The 18,303-nt window shown below is 72.0% G+C and carries 18 protein-coding genes; 8 read left to right on the top strand and 10 right to left on the bottom strand.

The features are described from left to right. Nucleotides 1–93: 93 nt before the first annotated feature. Together FB157_RS18120 and FB157_RS18130 are read right to left on the bottom strand one after the other, a co-directional pair. Nucleotides 94–1,512, bottom strand: a complete 1,419-nt coding sequence (locus tag FB157_RS18120) for a HEAT repeat domain-containing protein (RefSeq protein WP_145880970.1) — start codon at nt 1,510–1,512, stop codon at nt 94–96. Nucleotides 1,513–1,812: 300 nt separating this feature from the next. Further along, entirely contained in the window at nt 1,813–2,205 is a 393-nt protein-coding gene (locus FB157_RS18130; RefSeq protein ID WP_145880972.1) for an ankyrin repeat domain-containing protein, read from the bottom strand. 263 nt (nt 2,206–2,468) lie between these two features. Here FB157_RS18130 and FB157_RS18135 point away from each other — a divergent pair, with 263 nt between their 5' ends. Continuing rightward, a complete protein-coding gene (locus tag FB157_RS18135) occupies nt 2,469–2,663 on the top strand; it encodes a hypothetical protein (RefSeq protein WP_094220804.1) in 195 nt (64 codons plus the stop codon). Between the two features lie 40 nt (nt 2,664–2,703). Continuing rightward, nucleotides 2,704–4,293 (top strand): hypothetical protein, encoded by a 1,590-nt coding sequence (locus FB157_RS18140; RefSeq protein WP_145880974.1) that lies wholly within the window; start codon nt 2,704–2,706, stop codon nt 4,291–4,293. Nucleotides 4,294–4,399: 106 nt separating this feature from the next. Here FB157_RS18140 and FB157_RS18145 read toward each other — a convergent pair whose 3' ends face one another. Then, nucleotides 4,400–5,908 carry a PLP-dependent aminotransferase family protein gene (locus FB157_RS18145; protein ID WP_145880976.1) on the bottom strand — a complete coding sequence of 503 codons (1,509 nt, stop codon included), beginning with the start codon at nt 5,906–5,908 and terminating at the stop codon, nt 4,400–4,402. Between the two features lie 102 nt (nt 5,909–6,010). Between FB157_RS18145 and FB157_RS18150 the strand changes: the two genes are divergently transcribed. From FB157_RS18150 to FB157_RS18165, 4 genes are all read left to right on the top strand, one after another. Further along, nucleotides 6,011–6,712: a YitT family protein gene (locus FB157_RS18150; RefSeq protein ID WP_145880978.1), complete on the top strand. Its 702-nt coding sequence runs from the start codon at nt 6,011–6,013 to the stop codon at nt 6,710–6,712. After that, the gene (locus tag FB157_RS18155) at nt 6,709–7,476 is read left to right on the top strand and encodes a glycerophosphodiester phosphodiesterase (protein WP_145880980.1); all 768 of its coding nucleotides are present in this window, start codon (nt 6,709–6,711) and stop codon (nt 7,474–7,476) included. Before FB157_RS18150 ends, FB157_RS18155 begins: the two co-directional genes overlap by 4 nt. 61 nt (nt 7,477–7,537) lie before the next feature. Next, nucleotides 7,538–8,884 carry an MFS transporter gene (locus FB157_RS18160; protein WP_145880982.1) on the top strand — a complete coding sequence of 449 codons (1,347 nt, stop codon included), beginning with the start codon at nt 7,538–7,540 and terminating at the stop codon, nt 8,882–8,884. A gap of 278 nt (nt 8,885–9,162) precedes the next feature. Further along, a complete protein-coding gene (locus tag FB157_RS18165; RefSeq protein WP_003977404.1) occupies nt 9,163–9,537 on the top strand; it encodes an RNA polymerase-binding protein RbpA in 375 nt (124 codons plus the stop codon). 117 nt (nt 9,538–9,654) lie between these two features. On the opposite strand, the gene fxsA is transcribed toward FB157_RS18165, so the two are convergent. The 4 genes from fxsA to FB157_RS18185 all read right to left on the bottom strand — a co-directional run bounded on the left by fxsA (nt 9,655) and on the right by FB157_RS18185 (nt 13,711). Next, nucleotides 9,655–10,209, bottom strand: coding sequence for an FxsA family membrane protein (fxsA, locus tag FB157_RS18170; RefSeq protein WP_145880984.1), 555 nt, complete (start codon nt 10,207–10,209; stop codon nt 9,655–9,657). A gap of 77 nt (nt 10,210–10,286) precedes the next feature. Further along, entirely contained in the window at nt 10,287–11,081 is a 795-nt protein-coding gene (locus FB157_RS18175) for a polyprenol monophosphomannose synthase (RefSeq protein WP_145880986.1), read from the bottom strand. Nucleotides 11,082–11,616: 535 nt separating this feature from the next. Beyond that, entirely contained in the window at nt 11,617–13,218 is a 1,602-nt protein-coding gene (locus FB157_RS18180) for an amidohydrolase (protein ID WP_145880987.1), read from the bottom strand. A gap of 52 nt (nt 13,219–13,270) precedes the next feature. Further along, a complete protein-coding gene (locus tag FB157_RS18185) occupies nt 13,271–13,711 on the bottom strand; it encodes an Lrp/AsnC family transcriptional regulator (protein WP_094220813.1) in 441 nt (146 codons plus the stop codon). A 234-nt stretch (nt 13,712–13,945) separates the two neighbouring features. Between FB157_RS18185 and FB157_RS18190 the strand changes: the two genes are divergently transcribed. Next, entirely contained in the window at nt 13,946–14,383 is a 438-nt protein-coding gene (locus FB157_RS18190; protein WP_145880989.1) for a hypothetical protein, read from the top strand. Between the two features lie 21 nt (nt 14,384–14,404). Here FB157_RS18190 and FB157_RS18195 read toward each other — a convergent pair whose 3' ends face one another. Further along, nucleotides 14,405–15,499 (bottom strand): phosphotransferase family protein, encoded by a 1,095-nt coding sequence (locus FB157_RS18195; RefSeq protein WP_145880991.1) that lies wholly within the window; start codon nt 15,497–15,499, stop codon nt 14,405–14,407. Between the two features lie 11 nt (nt 15,500–15,510). Beyond that, on the bottom strand, nt 15,511–16,608 hold the full coding sequence (locus FB157_RS18200) for a hypothetical protein (RefSeq protein WP_145880993.1): 1,098 nt from the start codon (nt 16,606–16,608) through the stop codon (nt 15,511–15,513). A gap of 137 nt (nt 16,609–16,745) precedes the next feature. On the opposite strand from FB157_RS18200, the gene FB157_RS18205 reads away from it, so the two are divergent. Further along, the gene (locus FB157_RS18205; RefSeq protein ID WP_186581560.1) at nt 16,746–16,991 is read left to right on the top strand and encodes a hypothetical protein; all 246 of its coding nucleotides are present in this window, start codon (nt 16,746–16,748) and stop codon (nt 16,989–16,991) included. On the opposite strand, the gene FB157_RS18210 is transcribed toward FB157_RS18205, so the two are convergent. Beyond that, nucleotides 16,954–18,126 carry an acyl-CoA dehydrogenase family protein gene (locus FB157_RS18210; protein WP_145880995.1) on the bottom strand — a complete coding sequence of 391 codons (1,173 nt, stop codon included), beginning with the start codon at nt 18,124–18,126 and terminating at the stop codon, nt 16,954–16,956. The genes FB157_RS18205 and FB157_RS18210 overlap by 38 nt on opposite strands. Nucleotides 18,127–18,303 lie beyond the last annotated feature (177 nt).

An 18,303-nucleotide genomic window follows, 5' to 3' on the forward strand; every position in this document is an offset into this window, starting at 1 on the left:
CCGCCATGTCCGCCTGACCCGCGGGTCACCCGGTGTTCACCCGACGGGCGGTCTCCCGCCCGTCCCGTATGCGTGTGACGGTGCCCGGCGAGGTCACATGGCCGGTGCGTCCGGTCCGAAGCGGCTGCGGACCGCTGTCTGTACCTCGTCCTCCTCGGCCGGGTCGGCGGCGAGGCGGCGGAGTCGTTCGACGACCCGGGCGTCGCCGGTCTCGGCGTGCCGGGCGGCGATCTCCCGCGTGGTCTCCTCACAGTCCCACAGGCATTCGACGGCGAATCCGGTGGCGAAGGAGGGATCGGTGGCGGCCAGGGCGCGGGCGGCGCGGCCGCGGAGATGGGAGGAGGCCGTCTCGCGGTAGACATGGCGCAGGACGGGGGCCGCGCAGGCGATGCCGAGGCGGCCGGCGCCGTCTACCAGGGTCCACAGGGTGGGCGCGTCGGGGCCCTCGCCCCGTACGGCCTCGCGCAGGGCGCCGAGGACGAGGTCGCTGTCCTGGGCTCCGCCGCGGCAGGCGAGCATGCGTCCCGCGGCGGCGCCGAGGGCGTCGGGGCGCTGGGCCCAGCGGCGCGCACGGTCCACGGCGGCGATGCTGCGCATCCGTTCGAAGGCGTCGACGGCGGCCTCCACGACGACCGTCGTCCCGTCGGCGACGGCGGCCTCGATCAGGTCGAGGGCGTCGGGGTCGTTGCTGTCGGCCAGGTAGCGCAGCGCCGTGCAGCGGGCGCCGTCGATGCCGTTTCTCGCGGCCTGGAGGATCTCCGGCCGGTCCTCGGGGCCGGCCACGGCGACCAGGCAGCGGGCGGCCGGGACATGCAGTGCGGCGCCGCGCTCGATGCCCTGCTGGGCCCACTCGAAGACGGCTCGCACGCTCCATCCGGGGCGTGGCCCGGTGGGCCGCATCTGGCGCTGCCAGCGGTCGAAACAGCCGGCCTCCTGGGCGGCACGCACACGCGTGGCGATCGACTCGCGCGGATCCTCGGCCCACAGCCGCCAGGGCCTCGGCTCGAAGGCGTCGCGCACGGCGGCGGCCAGCTCGGCCTCGCCCTCGGAGTCGGCGGGGAAGCGGGCCAGCACCGGGGCGGCGAGGGCGCGCAGGCCCGCGTCGTCGTCCCTGAGGGCCAGCTCGTCCAGGGCCCAGGCCCAACTGGACCCGTGGGCGGCGTACCTGCGCAGCAGTTCGAGCGCGTCCCGCCTGCCGTAGGAGGCGAGGTGCCCGAGGACCGCCAGGGCCAGGCCGGTGCGGGACTCGTCGGTGTCGAGGACGTCCTCGGGGTCGAAGAGGTGCGCCTCGATGGCGTCCAGCTCGCCGTTCAGGTCGAGGTAGAGCCGGGCGTAGTAGAGCGAGCGGTTCTCCACCTGCCAGTCGTGGCGGGGGTCTCGCAGCACACAGTGGTTCAGGGCCGCGAGCGCCTCGGCTCGCGGGGCGGTGAGCGCGTGCAGCGTGCCGTCGCCACGGCCGCGCTGGAGCAGGCCGAGCAGCGTACCGCTGGGCGCTATGACCGGATCGAACATGGGAAACAGCCTCACATCAAGCGTCGACGCAACCGGGAAACACGCACTACCTGGCCGCGTGACACAACGTCGGAGCGCCCGCCGTCTCTTGCTTGCTGTAGACCATTTCTCTCTGCCTCTCGTAGGTGGCCCATGCGGACCGCATCACGGCCCGCGCGGTGCGGCAACACCTGCCCAGCCATCGCGTCCGTGAATCACGTCGTCATGATGACCCGCGGTGTGTGCTGCCGCGACCGTATTTCCGGCGGCCCCGTACCGCCTCCCCCGTTATGTGTGTCGTACCTGGTCAGGACATCCGCATCAGTGTGCGCCGAACAGTTCCAGGAGTTCCGCCTTACCGAACATGCGTGCCGTTTCCACGGCCGAGGGAGTACCCGCGGCGGGATCGGCGCCACCCTCCAGGAGGGCCTTGATCACTTCCGTCTCACCCTTGAAGACGGCCCCCGCGAGCGGGGTCTGGCCTCGGTCGTTGATCCGGTTCACGTCCGCACCCCGGGCGAGCAGGGCGCGCACCGCGTCGGCGTGACCGTGATAGGCGGCGAGCATCACGAGGGAGTCGCCGCGGTCGTTGGTGAGGTTGGCCGGAACACCCTTGTCGACGTACGCCACCAGCTCCTCGGCCTGCCCCTGCCGGGCCAGATCGAAGATCTTGGTCGCCAGCTCCACGACCTCGGGGTCGGGGGCTTCACTCATCGGCCGGACCGCCTCTCTTACAACCGTTCAGGTGAATCGCAAGGGTACTGGCTCGCGCCTCACATGACCCGAAGTGCCCGAGGTAAAGATCACTGCAGACCCCGCCGGACGCAAGCGCCCTGCTCAACCGGCCCACGACGGCTCCGCTGGACGGGGGAAATCTACCGAATTTCACCCGGTTGCACCTTTTATCGTATAGATACATCCTGTGATCCTGGAAGTACTCATGGTGACTGTCCCCTCTCGACACCAGGAGACCTCAAATGATCCTCTCCCTGTCAGGCGTGCTCCTGCTCGGCATCATCGTCTTCCTCTTCTTCAGGAAGGACGGGCTCAAGGGTTCACACGCCGCCGTCTCGGCCCTGTTCGGCTTCTACCTGTCGAGCACGGCCATCGCCCCCAGCATCAAGGCCGGCGGCGAGAGCCTGGCGAGCCTCCTCGGCGGCATCAAGTTCTGACGCCCCGCCTCCCGCCCGTACGCACCGACAGGAGACAGCAGTGGCCCGGCGCCCTCTCCCCCGCATTCTGAGCAAAGACAGCGCGCAGATCGCCCGGACGCAGATCGCCCGGAGCCGGGAGCTGGCCCGGACGGCGGCCGACAGTGCCACCGATGTCCTCCACCCGCTGATCACCATCTCGCGCGGGCTGCGCCGGCTGGCCTCGGCCGGGCGGCGCAGGTGGGCCGAGACGCCCAAGGACAAGCGTGGCCCGCTGCTGTTCCTGGCGGCCTCGATGGTCCTGTTCGTGGCGATGGTTCCGTACGGACCGCTGCTCGCCGCCATCACCCTGATGGCGGCGGCGGCCTGGCAGGGCCGCGACCGCACCCCGCCGGCCCCCGAAGGGCCGGACGAGTCCCAGACCGAGCGGCTCCAGTCCCTGTACGAGGCGCTCGTGCCGTACTTCTCCACCGCCGAGGACCCGACTCCGCTGTACGCACACGGCGGGGAGTGGGAAAAGGCCTTCGAGACACACGAGTTCGACGACGGCGGTCGCTTCGGTCATCTCGTGATCCGCTACCCCGCGTACTTCCCGGACGGCGAAGCCGCGGCCCGCGCGCGGATCGAGCAGCTGCTCACCGCGAAGGCCGGGCGGGGCCGTGAGTACCACTTCGAGTGGGACGAGGAGGGCAACCGGCTGACGGTGACCGTCCTCGCTCCGCTCCCCACCGGCATCGCCGCCCAGCGCTTCGTCACCGCGCCGGGCGAGACCGTGCTCGGGTTCACCGATCCGAGCGAGGTCCAGCGGACGCTCCCCCTCTCCTACGAAGAGGAACAGCACGACGTCCCGCCGGTCGTGTGGCGCACCGGCATCCGCTCGACCGAGCCGCACCTGCTGGCCATGGGTCACCCCGGCAGCGGCACCTCGACCCTGCTGCGCTCGATCGCCCTGCAGGCGCTCCGGTACGGCGACGTACTGATCGTCGACGGCGGCGGCACCGGCGAGTACGCCTGTCTGATCGGACGGGACGGCGTGCTGGCCGTGGAATGCGCACCGGCCGGGGCCCTGGCCAGCCTGGAGTGGGCCGCACAGGAGACCGAGCGGCGGCTCATCGCCGTCAACCGGGCCCGGCAGGCGGGCGACGCCCCGCCCGAGGACACCCGGCGCCCGCTGTGGGTCCTGCTGGACCGGCCGAGCGTCTTCACCCACCTCATGGCCGCGGACGGCCGCAGGGATCCACAGTCCCTCCTCCAGATGCCGCTGCGGCACGGCCGCGCGGCGAACGTGACCGTGGTCGTGGCCGAACAGTTCGACAGCGTGGACGCGTTGAGCGAGGGAGTGCGCCAGTACACGCGCGCGCGTGTCGTGCTGGGACCCGCGGCGCCCGAGCAGGTGGAGGCGGTGCTGGGGATGCGGGCGCGCACGACGACGCCGGCACACGTGCCGCCCGGGCGGGGGTATGCGCGGCTGGGGTCGGGGCCGGTACATCGGCTCCAGGTACCGTCGACTCCCGATCCCTACGACGACGCGACCACCGATGCCGACCGGCAGGCGGTGCTGGATCTGCTGCCGCCGCGGACGACTCCTGTCGAAGCCGTACCCGAGACGGAACCGCTGGCTGCAAAGGCAGTGGCTGCCGAGAGTTCGTAGGCGACCGTCGGCTGCGGCCGGGCGCCGCCGCAACTCGCCAGGGCCGCGGGGAACTGCGTGACCAGCCACCGCACACCCGCAACCGAACCAGGAGCGGCCGGCTCGCCTACGCCACGAACGTGCGCGGCGCCTCGGCGCCACCGGTCGCCCCGGCCTCCACCAGCCGTGCCGCCGCCGCGAGGCGCGCAGCCGCCTCCTCCGCGACCGCTCCGCCGACCGTGAACGGCAGGCGGAGGTATCCCTCGAAGGCGCCGTCGACGCCGAAGCGGGGGCCGGAGGGGACACGGACTCCGACCCGCTCCCCGGCTTCGGCGAGCCGCGAGCCCGAGAGGCCGCCGGCGCGGACCCACAAGGTCAGGCCGCCCTGGGGGATCTCGAACTCCCAGTCGGGCAGTTCGCGGCGCACGGCGGCCACCAGAGCGTCCCGGTTCTCGCGCGCCTGGCTGCGCCGCAGGGCGACGGCCTGTTCCCAGCCACCCGTGCTGAACAGCCAGTTCACGGCCAGCTGTTCCAGCACGGGCGTGCCGAGGTCGGCATACGCACGCGCCGCGACCAGGCTGCGGATCACGTCCGGGGCGGCACGCACCCAGCCGATCCGCATGCCGGCCCAGAATGCCTTGCTGGCCGAGCCGACCGTGACGACGGTCGAGCCCGCCGGGTCGAAGCTGCAGACCGGGCGCGGCATCGCGCTCTCGCCGAACGACTCGTCGAGCCACAGCTCGGTCATCGTCTCGTCGGCCACGAGCACGGTCCCGGCCGAGCGGGCCGCGTCCACCAGCCGACGCCGCTGGTCCTCGTCGGCGAGCGCGCCCGTCGGGTTGTGGAAGTCGGCGACGACGTAGGCGAGCCGGGGCGCTGCCTCGCGCAGGACCTGACGCCAGCGGTCCACGTCCCAGCCGGTCAGCCCCTCGGCCATGGCGACGGGCACGAGTCGCGCGCCCGCCTCCCGCATCAGCTGGAGGATGTTGGCATAGGACGGCGACTCGACGGCGATGCGCTCGCCGCGGCCCGCGAAGAGATGACAGATCGCGTCGATGGCACCCATCGCGCCGGTCGTCACCATGATCTGCTCGGGCATGGTGGGAATACCGCGTGCGGTGTAGCGCTCGGCGATCATCGCGCGCAGGGCCGGCAGTCCGGCCGGGTAGTCGCCGTGTGTGTGGGCGTAGGGCGGCAGTTCCTCCAGCGCCCCCTGCACCGCACGGGTGAGCCAGGGCTCCGGCGCCGGCAGCGAGGCGCAGCCCAGGTCGATCACCGAGCCGAGGGCCTCCGGGGGCAGCGGTTCCAGTCCGCGCGCGGGAAGCGGACTGCCCGCCGGTACGGCGGTCCAGCTGCCGGCGCCGCGCCGGGACTCCAGGAAGCCCTCGGTGCGCAGGGCCTCGTAGGCGGCCGCGACCGTCGTACGGCTGACGGAGAGGGACAGGGCCAGTTCGCGCTCCGCGGGGAGCCGGGCGGCCACCGGCACGCGGCCTTCGAGCACGAGCAGCCGGATGCCGTCGGCGAGGGCGCGGTAGGCGGGCGGACGGCGCGTGCCGGGGCCTGCCGGGCGGTCCTGCTGGGAGGTGAGCAGTCGGGCGAGCTGCGCGGCCCCCACCGCTGAGGTCCACTGCGTCATGACGATCAGTCCACCTTCCCCGAATTGGCCATGGATGGGTTTCCACTCCAAGCCACAGAGTGACATGCATCAGGCCACTGTCACCACCCAGGGGGGTATTTCATGTCCACTCCCGGCCGCCCCGGTCACCCCGGTCGTCCCGGATTCGGCCGTCCCGGATCCAGTCGTCCCGGCCGACGTCTGTTCATGCTGTACGCGGGGCTCGCGCTGTACGGCGCGAGTTCCGCGCTCCTGGTGAAGGCGGGTCTCGGGCTGGAGCCCTGGAACGTCCTGCACCAGGGGCTCGCCGAACTCACCGGGCTCAGCATGGGTCTGGTCCTGACGATGGTGGGAGCGGCCGTCCTGCTGCTGTGGATCCCGCTGCGGCAGCGCCCCGGGCTCGGCACCGTCTCCAACGTCCTGGTGATCGGTTTCGCCATGGACACCACCCTGGCCGCGCTCCCGGACGTGCACTCCCTCGCCGTCCGGGTGCCCCTTCTCCTCGCGGGCGTCGTGCTCAACGGCATGGCGACCGGCCTCTACATCTCCGCCGATTTCGGACCGGGCCCGCGCGACGGCCTGATGACCGGGCTGAACCGGCGCACCGGCCGCTCCATCCGGCTGATCCGCACCGTCGTGGAGGTCACCGTCGTCGCGACCGGCTTCGCCCTCGGCGGCACCGTCGGCATCGGCACCGTCCTGTACGCACTGTCCATCGGCCCGCTCGCCCAGTTCTTCCTGCGCGTCTTCGCCGCCCCCTCGGCACCGGGGCGAAGCACAATCGTTGCCACCGGGCAACCGGAAGGGGCGATACTGCGTCCGTGACCACCGCGATACGCCACCCCTATCTCGACCACCCGGGCCCCATCGCCTTCGCCCACCGCGGCGGGGCCGCCGACGGCCTGGAGAACACCGTGGCGCAGTTCCGGCGCGCGGTCGACCTCGGCTACCGGTACATCGAGACCGATGTCCACACGACGGCGGACGGCAAGCTCGTCGCCTTCCACGACAGCACGCTCGACCGGGTCACCGACGGCGCGGGCCGCATCGCCGACCTGCCGTGGCGGGACGTGGCCTACGCGCGCGTGGGAGGACGGGAACCCGTGCCGCTCTTCGAGGAGCTGCTGGAGACCTTCCCCGAGGTCCGCTGGAACGTGGACCTCAAGGCGGAGCCTGCGCTGCGCCCCTTCCTGGAGCTCATCGAGCGCACGAACGCCTGGGACCGGGTCTGTGTGGGCTCGTTCTCCGAGGCGCGGGTACTGCGGGCGCAGCGGCTGGCCGGGCCGCGGCTGGCCACCTCGTTCGGCACCCGCGGGGTGCTCAGTCTGCGGCTGCGCTCCTGGGGGCTGCCGGCCTCGGTGCGCCGTTCCGCGGTCGCCGCACAGGTTCCGGAGGCCCAGTCGGGCGTCCCGGTGGTCGACGAGCGCTTCGTCCGCGCCGCCCACGCGCTCGGGCTGCAGGTTCACGTGTGGACGATCAACGAACCGGAGCGGATGCACCGGCTCCTGGAGCTCGGTGTCGATGGCATCATGACCGATCACATCGACACGTTGCGCAAGGTCATGGAGGACCGCGGCGTCTGGGTCTGAGGACCCGGGACGACCGGGCCGCGCCTTCGCACGGCACTTCAGCGGGGAAGCGAGGGCACGGGTGGGCACCGAGACCGTGCGGACACAGGCGGCCGACGAGGCCGCGGGGCTGCGGCGCGAACAGCGCGGCTGGTACTTCTACGACTGGGCGTGCTCGGTCTATTCGACGACCGTTCTGACTGTCTTCCTCGGCCCGTACCTCACCGCGGTGGCCGAGAAGGCGGCCGACGCCGACGGCTATGTGCATCCGCTGGGGATACCCGTCCGGGCGGGCTCCTTCTTCGCCTATTCGGTGTCCCTGTCGGTGATCGTGGCCGTCGTCCTGATGCCCCTGGTGGGCGCGGCGGCGGACCGTACCGGCCGGAAGAAGCCGCTGCTCGGGGCAGCCGCGTACACGGGGGCGGCGGCGACGACGGGCATGTTCTTCCTCGACGGCGACCGCTATCTGCTCGGCGGGGTGCTCCTCATCGTGGCGAACGCGGCACAGTCCGTCGGGATGATGCTCTACAACTCCTACCTGCCGCAGATCGCCCCGCCCGAGGAGCGCGACGCGATCTCCTCCCGGGGCTGGGCCTTCGGCTACGCGGCGGGCTCCCTGGTCCTCGTGGCCAACCTCGTCCTGTACTCGGCGCACGACTCCTTCGGCCTCTCCGAGACGGCCGCGGTCCGCATCTGTCTGGCCTCGGCCGGACTGTGGTGGGGTGTCTTCACGCTCGTACCGCTGAGCCGGCTGCGCGACCGGCACGCGCGCGTGGAACGTGCGACGGCCCCCGGGCTGCGGCAGCTCACGGCGACCGTCCGGGACATGCGCCGGCATCCGCTGACGCTCGGCTTCCTGCTCGCGTACCTCATCTACAACGACGGCATCCAGACGGTGATCTCCCAGGCCTCGGTCTACGGCTCCGAGGAGCTGGGACTCGGGCAGTCGACGCTCATCGGTGCGGTACTGCTGGTGCAGGTGCTGGCTGTGGCGGGGGCGCTGACGATGGGGCGGCTGGCCCGGATCTACGGGGCGAAGCGGACGATCCTCGGCTCGTTGGTGGCCTGGACGGTCACCCTGGGGGCCGGCTACTTCCTGCCCGCCGGGGCGCCGGTCTGGTTCTTCGTGCTGGCGTCGGGTATCGGGCTGGTCCTCGGCGGCAGCCAGGCGCTGTCCCGGTCGCTGTTCTCGCATCTGGTGCCGCCGGGCAAGGAGGCCGAGTACTTCTCCGCGTACGAGATGAGCGACCGCGGGATGAGCTGGCTCGGGCCGCTGCTGTTCGGGGTGACCTACCAGCTGACCGGGAGCTATCGCTCCGCGATCATCTCGCTGGTGGCCTTCTTCGTCATCGGTTTCGTCCTGCTCGCGAGGGTTCCGGTCCGGCGGGCGATCGGCGAGGCGGGCAACCCGGTTCCGGAAAGGATCTAGGAACGATTTAGCGCTCGACGCGAAAGGGCGGTAGTGTACGCGTTTGGCCTGCCAGGCGTACCGTTACTGCGCGTCAAAGATGCCGAAACGCTGGGTGACATCTGCTAGCAGATGTGACAAACCGGGCGCCTGTGGGTAGAACAAGGGGCGGCTACGACGGCGACGCATGACCCGGAACGGGACTCGGAACGGGAATCTTTACCGCCGACCGGACGTTGACCGGATGACGACGACAGCGACACCTGTCCTGTGGGCGACAAGCCCGGGAGGCACGATTCATGAGTGAGCGAGCTCTTCGCGGTACGCGCCTCGTAGTGACCAGCTACGAGACGGACCGCGGTATCGACCTGGCTCCGCGCCAGGCCGTGGAGTACGCATGTGAGAAGGGGCACCGCTTCGAGATGCCCTTCTCGGTCGAGGCGGAGATCCCGCCGGAGTGGGAGTGCAAGGTCTGTGGGGCCCAGGCACTCCTGGTGGACGGCGACGGCCCTGAGGAGAAGAAGGCCAAGCCCGCGCGTACCCATTGGGACATGTTGATGGAGCGGCGCACCCGTGAGGAGCTCGAAGAGGTCCTCGAGGAGCGTCTGGCGGTTCTGCGCTCGGGGGCGATGAACATCGCCGTTCACCCGCGAGACAGCCGCAAGAGCGCGTAACGCGAGACACACGAGTAACCGCGGGCGCCGTACGTGAAGACGTACGGCGCCCGCGGTTTCGTGCTGCCCCAGGAGCGCCGCACGGCCGGGCCCGGCTCAGCGGGTCACGAGCCCGGCTCAGCGGGTCAGGGGCGGCCACTGCTCCCCCGGCTCCCGGCCGGTGTCCTCCCTGATCACTTCACCCTGTACGACCTTGCCGTCGGGGCGGTGGATGCGGACCTGCTGGAAGGCGTCGCCCAGGGTGCCCGGGGCGGCCTTGCTCAGGCTCCGGTCGAGGGCACGCTCCGCGAAGCGGCTCACGGCCTTCTGGACGGGCGGGAGCAGCAGGAGCAGGCCGGCCGCGTCGGAGATCAGCCCAGGGATCATCAGCAGCAGGCCGCCGAGCATCATCAGGCCGTTGCCGCCACCGCGCGTCGGCGACCCGCCACGCTGCAGCGCCTCGTTGAGATTCCGGAAGGCCCGCCGCCCCGCCCGCTTGATGACCACGGCGCCGGCGACGAAGCCCGCCACCAGCAGCAGGAACACGGTGGGACCGCCCGCCGCACCGGCGACCTGCGTCAGCAGCCAGATCTCCAGCACCAGCCACACGGCGACGCCCAGCGGCAGATACCTGCGCAGCCGGGAACGCCGGGGCCGGGCGGTGGACGGAGAGGTGGAAACGCCAGTCGTCATGCTCCCAGTGTGCCTGGGCGCGGCTCAGCGCGGGATAAGGGGACGACCGGCCCCAGCGGTGGAGCCGCGGAGCGGCCCTAGGCCTGCTTGTCCCTGCCCGTGAGCTTGCCGACGCGCTCACCGACGCCCCAGGCGGTGACCCGCCACAGCGCCTCCACGACGATGTTCCGGCTCATCTTGGAGTCGCCGAGTTCCCGCTCCACGAACGTGATGGGCACCTCGACGACGTGGTAGCCGGCCCTGACCGCACGCCGGGCCAGGTCGACCTGGAAGCAGTACCCCTGCGAGGCGACCTTGTCGAGCCCGAGCCCTTCGAGGGTCTCGCGGCGGAACGCGCGGTAGCCGCCGGTCACGTCGCGGATCGGTACGTCGAGCAGGAGGCGCGAGTAGGTGCTGCCACCGCGCGAGAGGAACTCCCTGGACTTGGGCCAGTTCACCACCCGGCCGCCGGGCACCCAGCGCGAGCCGAGCACCAGGTCGGCGCCCTTGAGGGCGGTGAGCAGCCGGGGCAGCTCCTCGGGCTGGTGGGAGCCGTCGGCGTCCATCTCGACCAGCACGCCGTAGCCGTGCTCCAGGCCCCAGCGGAAGCCCGCGAGGTAGGCGGCCCCCAGGCCCTCCTTGCCCTTGCGGTGCAGCACCTGGACGTGGTCGTCCTCGGCGGCCAGCTCGTCGGCCAGCTTGCCCGTGCCGTCGGGGCTGTTGTCGTCCGCCACCAGGACGTGCGCCTCGGGGACGGCCTTGCGTACCCGGCCGACGATGGTCTTGATGTTCTCCGCCTCGTTGTAGGTCGGAATGATCACCAAGGCCGTGCCGAGCGGACCGAACTGCCTCCCCTGGGCCTTGGCCGCGAGGGTCCCGTCGCCGTCGTTCACTGCTGCCCCTTCATGTCGTACGCAGGCGTCCACCATAGTGGCCGCGGCCTGGGATGACGTTCCCTCTCGTTCGTACGCTGGTGTCGATTCCACAAGAGTGGGGTAAGAGCATACTTTTCGGTACCTGCGTGCCGCGACGGATGGGGGCCCGGCGCCCTTCGGGCCGACCTGGGCCCCGCTGGCTGCGGGACGACCGAAAGCCGTTGTCTACTGAGCGCCCGGGCCCCACCCGGGTCACACCTTGCCGACCGGCCGGAACGTTCCCTCGTCGGCGCGGGCGCTGAGCCTGGCTCCCAGTGACGGTGCCCCGGTGCGGCACACCGTCCCTGACCCAGCGGCGCTGCGACGAGTGCGCGAACACTCCCCGGTCGGGCGTCCGGTGGTGGACTCGGCCGAACCTACCGGCCCTCGGCCGCCGACTGTCAACAACCGTCTGACCTGCACCGATACCCACCCGACCGCGGTGAACCCAGAGGATGCGCAGGTCGGGCGACGCCGCGACCGGGAACGATGACCACCGCGCCACCCCGGGAGATCACTCGCCCGGCCGTACGAACACCGTCCGTCCGTCAACGACGGTGCGCAGGCAGACCGGCAGGTCACGGCCCGGTGTGAGGTCGGGCAGGCCGGGGGTGCCGGAGCGCGGGTCGGTGGACCAGCGGGCCACGCGGTCGTCGGGGGCCTGTACGACCAGTTCGTCGGTCCGCCAGACGGCGTAGTCGGCGGGTGCGCCGGGCACCAGGACGCCCGCGTCGTCGCGGCCGATGGCCCGCCAGCCGCCGCGCGTGTGCGCGGTGAACGCGGCCCGGACGGAGACGCGGTGCTCCGGGGTCCGGTGGAACGCGGCGGCACGCACCGTGCCCCAGGGGTCGAGCGGGGTGACCGGGCTGTCGGAGCCGAACGCGAGCGGCACACCGGCGCGCAGCAGGGCGGCGAACGGGTTGAGGGTGCGGGCCCGCTCGGCGCCGAGGCGGTGGGCGTACATGCCGCCCTCCCCGCCCCAGAGCGCGTCGAAGGCGGGCTGGACCGAGGCGATCAGACCCAGCTCGGCGAAGGAGGCGACGGTCTCGGGGGTGAGCATCTCGGCGTGCTCGACGCGGTGCCGGGCCGCGCGGACGCGGGCGAGGCCGACCTTCTCGGCGGCTGCCCGCATGCCTTCCACGACCGCGTCGACGGCGGCGTCCCCGATGGCGTGGAAGCCGGCCTGGAGCCCGGTCTCGGTACAGGCGACGACATGGGCGGCGACGGCGTCGGCGTCCAGGTAGGCGGTGCCGGTGTGGGCCGCGTCGGCGTAGGGCTGGTGCACGCAGGCCGTGTGCGAGCCGAGGGCGCCGTCCACGAAGAGGTCGCCCGCGGCGCCGTGGGCGCCCAGCGCGCGGGCCCGGTCGACGTCCTGTTCCGCCCAGTAGCCGATGACGCGCGGCCCCGGCACCTCGGCGGCGAGCGCGAGCAGGTCGGTGAAGTCGTCCTCGGAGGAGATCTTCGGGCCGCCGCACTCGTGCACGGAGCCGATGCCGAGGGATGCGGCGTGGGCGAGCGCGGTGCGCTGGGCCTCGGCGCGCTGGGCGGGAGTGATGGCGGCGAGGGCTGCCTCGCGCACGGCGTGGTGGTCGTCGGCGGTCAGCGGGCCGTCGGCCCGGCCGGGACCGGGCACGAGGTCGAGCAGTGCCGAGGTGACGACCGCCGAGTGGACGTCGATGCGCGAGAGGTACAGAGGGCGGCCGCCGGTGGCCGTGTCGAGCTCGGCGCGCGTCGGCGGGCGGCCGCCGGGCCAGCGGGCGGCGTCCCAGCCGTGGCCGAGCAGGACCCGGTCGTCGGGGCGGGCCGCGGCGAAGTCGCGGACGAGAGCGAGGGCCGCCTCCAGGGACGGGGCGTCGGACAGGTCCAGGCCGGTCAGGGCGAGACCCGTGGCGGTGGTGTGCACATGGGCGTCGGTGAACGCCGGGGTGACCAGGGCGCCGTCGAGGTCGACCACCTCATCCACGCCGTCGGCGAAGGCGTCGGCGGCGCCCTCGGAGCCGACCCAGGCGACCTGGCCGCGCTCCACCACCATCGCGGTGGCGAAGGGGTCTGCGGGGCTGTGGACCTCTCCGCGGCGCAGGAGGACGGTCTTGGGGTCGGCGGACTGCTCGCTCATGCCCCACAGTCTCTCGCGTACGCAGGAGAGCGGGGGCACCGGGGCGGGCGGTTCAGATCTTCGGGGGACGCGCTTCGTAGGGGGTGGACAGCACGACGGTGGTGCGGGTGGAGACGCCGGCCAGGGTGCGGACCCGGGCGAGCAGCTCCTCCAGTTCGTGCGGGGTGGCCACGCGCACCTTGAGGATGTAGTTCTCGTCGCCGGCGACGCTGTGGCAGGCCTCGATCTCGGGGACGCCGGCCAGGCGGTCCGAGATGTCGTCCGGGGCGCTGGGGTCGAAGGGTTTCACCGAGATGAACGCCGTCATGGGCAGCCCGACGGCCTCAGGGTCGACCACCGCGGCATAGCCGCGGATGACACCACGCTGTTCGAGCCGGCGCACCCGCTGGTGCACCGCCGACGTGGACAGGCCCGTGGCCTTGCCCAGGTCGGTGTAGCTCATCCGCCCGTCCTTGACGAGCAGCTGCACGATCTGACGGTCCAGCTCCTCCATGGCGCCAAAACCTACAGTGCCGTTGATCTCCTCGGATAGCTCAGCAACGCAGGTCACACCCGCTCCGGCACAAAAAGGACCGCAGCGGGCACCTGCGCACGGCATGTGACGAACGCCACAGCGCTCGAACCAGCTCCGTGATGTTCTCGTGATTACCGCCGAGAGCGGACGGGAAGTGCTTGCTGTGGTCGAGGCCGCAGTGCCTTCACGGCCCACCTTTAGGGGGAGAAACCCATGCAGAGTCTCAAGCGCCCTGGTCGTTCCGCGTCCAAGCGGCAGCAGCCGGTGGTCGAGCCCGAGCCGGAGGGTGTCGAACCCGACGCCCTCGAGGCCGATGAGCTCGACGCCTACGACACCTTCGAGATGTACCGGGTGATCTGCCCGGACTGCGCACAGCCGATCGCGCTGCTGGCGGACGAGGAGATCCTGCCGGAGCACGCGCTGTGCGCCTCGCCGTGGAACCCGTTCGGGCTCACGGTCTGCGCGGGCACGGGCCGCGCGGCGGCCGACGCCCGCCCCGCGGACGAGTCCTTCGAGCCGCAGGAGCAGGACATGGCCCTGCTGCTCACGCTCCCCCAGGGTCTGGACTGGCGGACGCAGCCCTTCTCGCACGTCGGTGGCCCGGGCTCGCGCCCGATGCGCGTACCGGAGATGCGCCGCCAGGCCGCCTGAGTCCCCGCGGACCGGCCCGGCTCAGTCCCAGTAGCTGCCCTGCACCATGGCGCGCAGACTGCCGTGGTGCAGGATCAGCGTGTCCGGGTCCGCCGGCACGGCGTTCTCTTTGAAGTACACCTGGCGGTAGGCGACGCGCAGCATCACGATCGCGTGCCGCAGGGCCGCGTAGAGGGTGTAGAACTCCATGTCCCGCGGGGTGTGACCGGTCAGTCCGGTGTAGCGGGCCTCGACGCGGTCGCGGCGCAGGAAGTCGGGCAGTCCGCGCTGTCCGGAGGCGACCGCCAGGTCGTGGAAGAAGCGGTGCAGGTAGACGGTCCAGCCGAGGTCCACCTCGCGCGGGGCGAGGGCGGCCATCTCCCAGTCGAGGACGGCGACGGGGTCGAAGCCGTCGTAGACGACGTTCCCGATCCGGGCGTCGCCCCAGTTGAGGACCGGTGTGCCGGGCTCGCGCGGCCACAGCTGCTCCAGCCGGTCGAACGCGGCCTCGATCAGCGGTGAGCGGGCGAGCCCGTCGGTCACCCAGGAGTAGTAGGCCCGTTGGGCCGTCACATGCCGGCGCAGGGCGTCGCCTTCGCCCGGCACGGCGAGGAACCCGGCTTCACGCAAGGGGATCTGGTCGTGCAGCCGGGCGAGCAGAGCGACGGTGGCGGCCTCCAGATGCTCGCGCTCCGCGTCGCTCGCCGCGTGCAGCCAACTGCCCTCGTACGTGTACGGCATGACGTCCGGCGGCACCCGTCCGGCCACCCTTTCCATGACGAAGAACGGCGCCCCGAGCGGCTCCGGGTCCTCCTCCAGCCAGAGCACCCGGGGCACCGCGACGTCGGTGCGGTCGGCGACGAGCTTCAGGGTGCGGTACTGGCGGGCCATGTCGTACTGAGGGAAGACGGTGTACGCCGCCGGGTCCGCCGCGAGCCGCAACGCGCAGGAACGCAGGGGTGGCCGGGGGTGCTCGATGTCGAAGAGCAGGGTCTCGCTGGACATCCCGTTGGAGGCCGGGACGGTGACTCCGACGGCCTTGGCCCCGGGCAGCCGGGTACCGAGCCAGGCCGTGAGGCGCCGGGTGAGCTCCTCGGGGTCGCGGGTGCTGGTGCGCGGACGCGGTGCCGTGGCCATCTCGCCCTCCCTCAGGGTGCGACCGAGCCGAAGCCCGTGAAGCCGCTCGGGTCGTGCCGGCCGAACGAACCGTGCTCGAAGATGCCGTAGCCCGTCTGTCCGTCCATCCGGAAGCGGGCGGAGTGGTCGGTGACGCCGTAGGCGGCGAGGGGGTGCGGCGACGCCATGTCGTAGGTGCGCCGGTCGGTCCATCCCCGGCCCTGCCAGGTTCCGTGCTGCCAGTCGTCCGCCGGCGGATAGCCCGCGCCGACCGCGAGCGGCGACGAGGCCAGGATCTCCGCCTCCAGCTCCAGCGGTTTGCGCGGGTCGCCGAGGTGGACGACCGCGCGCTCGGGGTGACGGGTGCCGGAGCGGTAGGTGATCTCGGCCTGGGGCCAGCCCAGCTGGCGGTCGCGGTGGCCGGGGCGGAGCAGGGTGGCATCGTTCAGGGAGCGGTGGCCGTCGGCGTCCTCCTGGGTGATGACCATCAGGAAGCGGTCCTCGAAGCGGACCGGGCACCAGATCCAGTGGAAGCCCTCGGTCGGGTGGTCCTCGGCGAGCCTGCCGCTCTCCTCCCCCGGCACCGGCCGTACGCCCCAGCTGCGGTCCCGAGTGCCGGTCCAGCCCTCCGAGGAGACCTCGAACTCCGTGCCGCCCGCCCGGATCACACCCGTCACCGTGCCCGCCTGGACGAATCTGCGCCCCTCCAGGGTGAGCCGGTCGCCCCGGCGCTGGAGGTGGTGGGGTTCCCACAGGGCCGGGAAGGCCGCGGTCCAGGTGAGGTCGTACGACAGGTCGTCCTCGCAGACCAGACGCAGCCGCCTCAGCGGCTCCTGGACCTCGATGCGCAGCGGGCCGACGGCGAGCCGCATCCGGTCCTCGCCGAGCGCGTCCGAGGCGCGGACGGCGTGCAGGATGTCCCCGGTGCGGAGGGTCGCGTAGGCGTCGATCACGCCCAGGTTGGGGTAGACACCGAGGCCGAGGATGAGCAGGGCACGGCCGGTGTGGTCGAAGACGTGGAAGATGCAGCGGTCGTAGGCGTTCCGGTCCCCGGTCGCCATGTGCTTCATGGACAGCGGCACCTGGTGGACGGGGTACTCGTCGAGCGGTACGGGACGGTCGTCGGCCACGGACACCCCCTGGAGGACAGTCCGCTGACGGTACGTCAGATGTCCGGAGGAGGCCAGAGCCGGAACCGGACGTCCGTGAACTCGCGCTCGATTCCGTCGGACCGTGACCTGCCCGGTGTCCGCCGCGTTCCCCAGGCATGACCGCCACGTACTGGGCGACCGGGCGTCAGCGCCGCATCTTCGTGCCCCGCCCCGCAAAATCGGTGCCGCCGCCGCCCGCGCCGCAGGACCCGCCCATCTACCGCGACCTGATGCGCACCTGGGAGGACCGGGGCCGCACCCTGCCGGGCCGCCACGACCCGGAGTGGGTCAGGCTGGCGGCACCGACGGTCCGCAGGGGGCAGTTCAGCGACCCTCAGGCCCTGCCACGTGACGGGCGATGACCATCCGCTGGATCTGGTTGGTGCCCTCGACGATCTGCAGGACCTTGGCCTCGCGCATGTAGCGCTCGGCCGGGAAGTCGGCGGTGTAGCCGTAGCCGCCGAGTATCTGCACGGCGTCCGTGGCGACCTTCATCGCCGTGTCGGTGCAGTGCAGCTTGGCCATGGCCGCCTGCTTGGCGAACGGCCTGCCCGCGTCGCGCAGCCGGGCGGCCGCGAGGTACAGCGCGCGGCCGGCCTCGATCTGGGTGGCCATGTCGGCGATCATGAAGCGCAGCCCCTGGAAGTCGGCGATGGGGCGGCCGAACTGCCGGCGCTCGGTGGCGTAGCCGACCGCCTCGTCGAGCGCGGCCTGGGCCACGCCTATGGCGCAGGCCGCGATGCCGAGCCGGCCCGAGTCGAGCGCGGACAGCGCGATCGAGAAGCCCTGGCCCTCCTCCCCGATGCGCCGGTCGTCACCGACCCGGACGCCGTCGAAGTGGACCTGGGCGGTGGGGCTGCCCTTCATGCCCATCTTCTTCTCGGGCGCCGCGCCGCTCAGACCCTCGGCGTCGCCCGGCACCAGGAAGGCCGTGATCCCGCGCGAGCCGTCCTCGCCGGTGCGGGCCATCACGGTGTAGAAGTCGGCGATCCCACCGTGCGTGATCCAGGCCTTGGTGCCGGTGATCACCCAGCCGTCGCCGTCCCGGACGGCCTTGGTGCGCAGTGAGGCCGCGTCCGAACCGGAGGACGGCTCGGAGAGGCAGTAGGCGCCGAGCAGGCCGCCGCCGAGCATCGCGGGCAGGTGCTCGACCTGCTGCTGCTTGGTGCCGTAGGCGGCGAGGGCGTAGGAGGCGAGCGTGTGCACGCTGACGCCGAGGCCGACGGTGAGGCGGGCCGCGGCCAGCTCCTCCAGGACCTGGAGGTAGACCTCGTAGGGCTGCTCGCCCCCGCCGTACTCGGAGTCGTACGGCAGGCCCAGCAGGCCCGAGTCCGAGAGCAGGGTGAAGACCTCGCGCGGGAAGCGTCCGGCGTCCTCCTCCTCGGCCGCCTTCGGCGCGATCTCGCGCTGCGCGATCTCACGGACGAGCGCGAGCAGATCTCTCGCCTCTTCCGTGGGCAGTTGACGCTCCACCGGCTGCGGGTCGCGGTCGGACATGGCGTCGGTCTCCTCCCTGTTCGGGCACATCGGCGGATGCGCCGTGGGTGGGGCGGCTCCGCCTGGTCGTTCCAGTTCGCCGAAGGCGCCCGCTCCCGGGTCTCGGAAGCGGCTGACCAGCGGCTCTGTGCCGTGAGTATGCCCGATCAGCGGCCTCCCGTCACCAGTTAACGACCG

It is taken from the genome of Streptomyces sp. BK340 (assembly GCF_007827595.1).
Classification (GTDB): Bacteria; Actinomycetota; Actinomycetes; order Streptomycetales; family Streptomycetaceae; genus Streptomyces.

Bases quoted from the DNA above. Each gene is read 5' to 3' on its own strand.
- FB157_RS18120 (WP_145880970.1), bottom strand. From the start codon at position 1,512: ATGTTCGATCCGGTCATAGCGCCCAGCGGTACGCTGCTCGGCCTGCTC.
- FB157_RS18130 (WP_145880972.1), bottom strand. From the start codon at position 2,205: ATGAGTGAAGCCCCCGACCCCGAGGTCGTGGAGCTGGCGACCAAGATC.
- FB157_RS18135 (WP_094220804.1), top strand. From the start codon at position 2,469: ATGATCCTCTCCCTGTCAGGCGTGCTCCTGCTCGGCATCATCGTCTTC.
- FB157_RS18145 (WP_145880976.1), bottom strand. From the start codon at position 5,908: ATGACGCAGTGGACCTCAGCGGTGGGGGCCGCGCAGCTCGCCCGACTG.
- FB157_RS18150 (WP_145880978.1), top strand. From the start codon at position 6,011: ATGTCCACTCCCGGCCGCCCCGGTCACCCCGGTCGTCCCGGATTCGGC.
- FB157_RS18165 (WP_003977404.1), top strand. From the start codon at position 9,163: ATGAGTGAGCGAGCTCTTCGCGGTACGCGCCTCGTAGTGACCAGCTAC.
- fxsA (WP_145880984.1), bottom strand. From the start codon at position 10,209: ATGACGACTGGCGTTTCCACCTCTCCGTCCACCGCCCGGCCCCGGCGT.
- FB157_RS18180 (WP_145880987.1), bottom strand. From the start codon at position 13,218: ATGAGCGAGCAGTCCGCCGACCCCAAGACCGTCCTCCTGCGCCGCGGA.
- FB157_RS18185 (WP_094220813.1), bottom strand. From the start codon at position 13,711: ATGGAGGAGCTGGACCGTCAGATCGTGCAGCTGCTCGTCAAGGACGGG.
- FB157_RS18190 (WP_145880989.1), top strand. From the start codon at position 13,946: ATGCAGAGTCTCAAGCGCCCTGGTCGTTCCGCGTCCAAGCGGCAGCAG.
- FB157_RS18195 (WP_145880991.1), bottom strand. From the start codon at position 15,499: ATGGCCACGGCACCGCGTCCGCGCACCAGCACCCGCGACCCCGAGGAG.
- FB157_RS18205 (WP_186581560.1), top strand. From the start codon at position 16,746: ATGACCGCCACGTACTGGGCGACCGGGCGTCAGCGCCGCATCTTCGTG.
- FB157_RS18210 (WP_145880995.1), bottom strand. From the start codon at position 18,126: ATGTCCGACCGCGACCCGCAGCCGGTGGAGCGTCAACTGCCCACGGAA.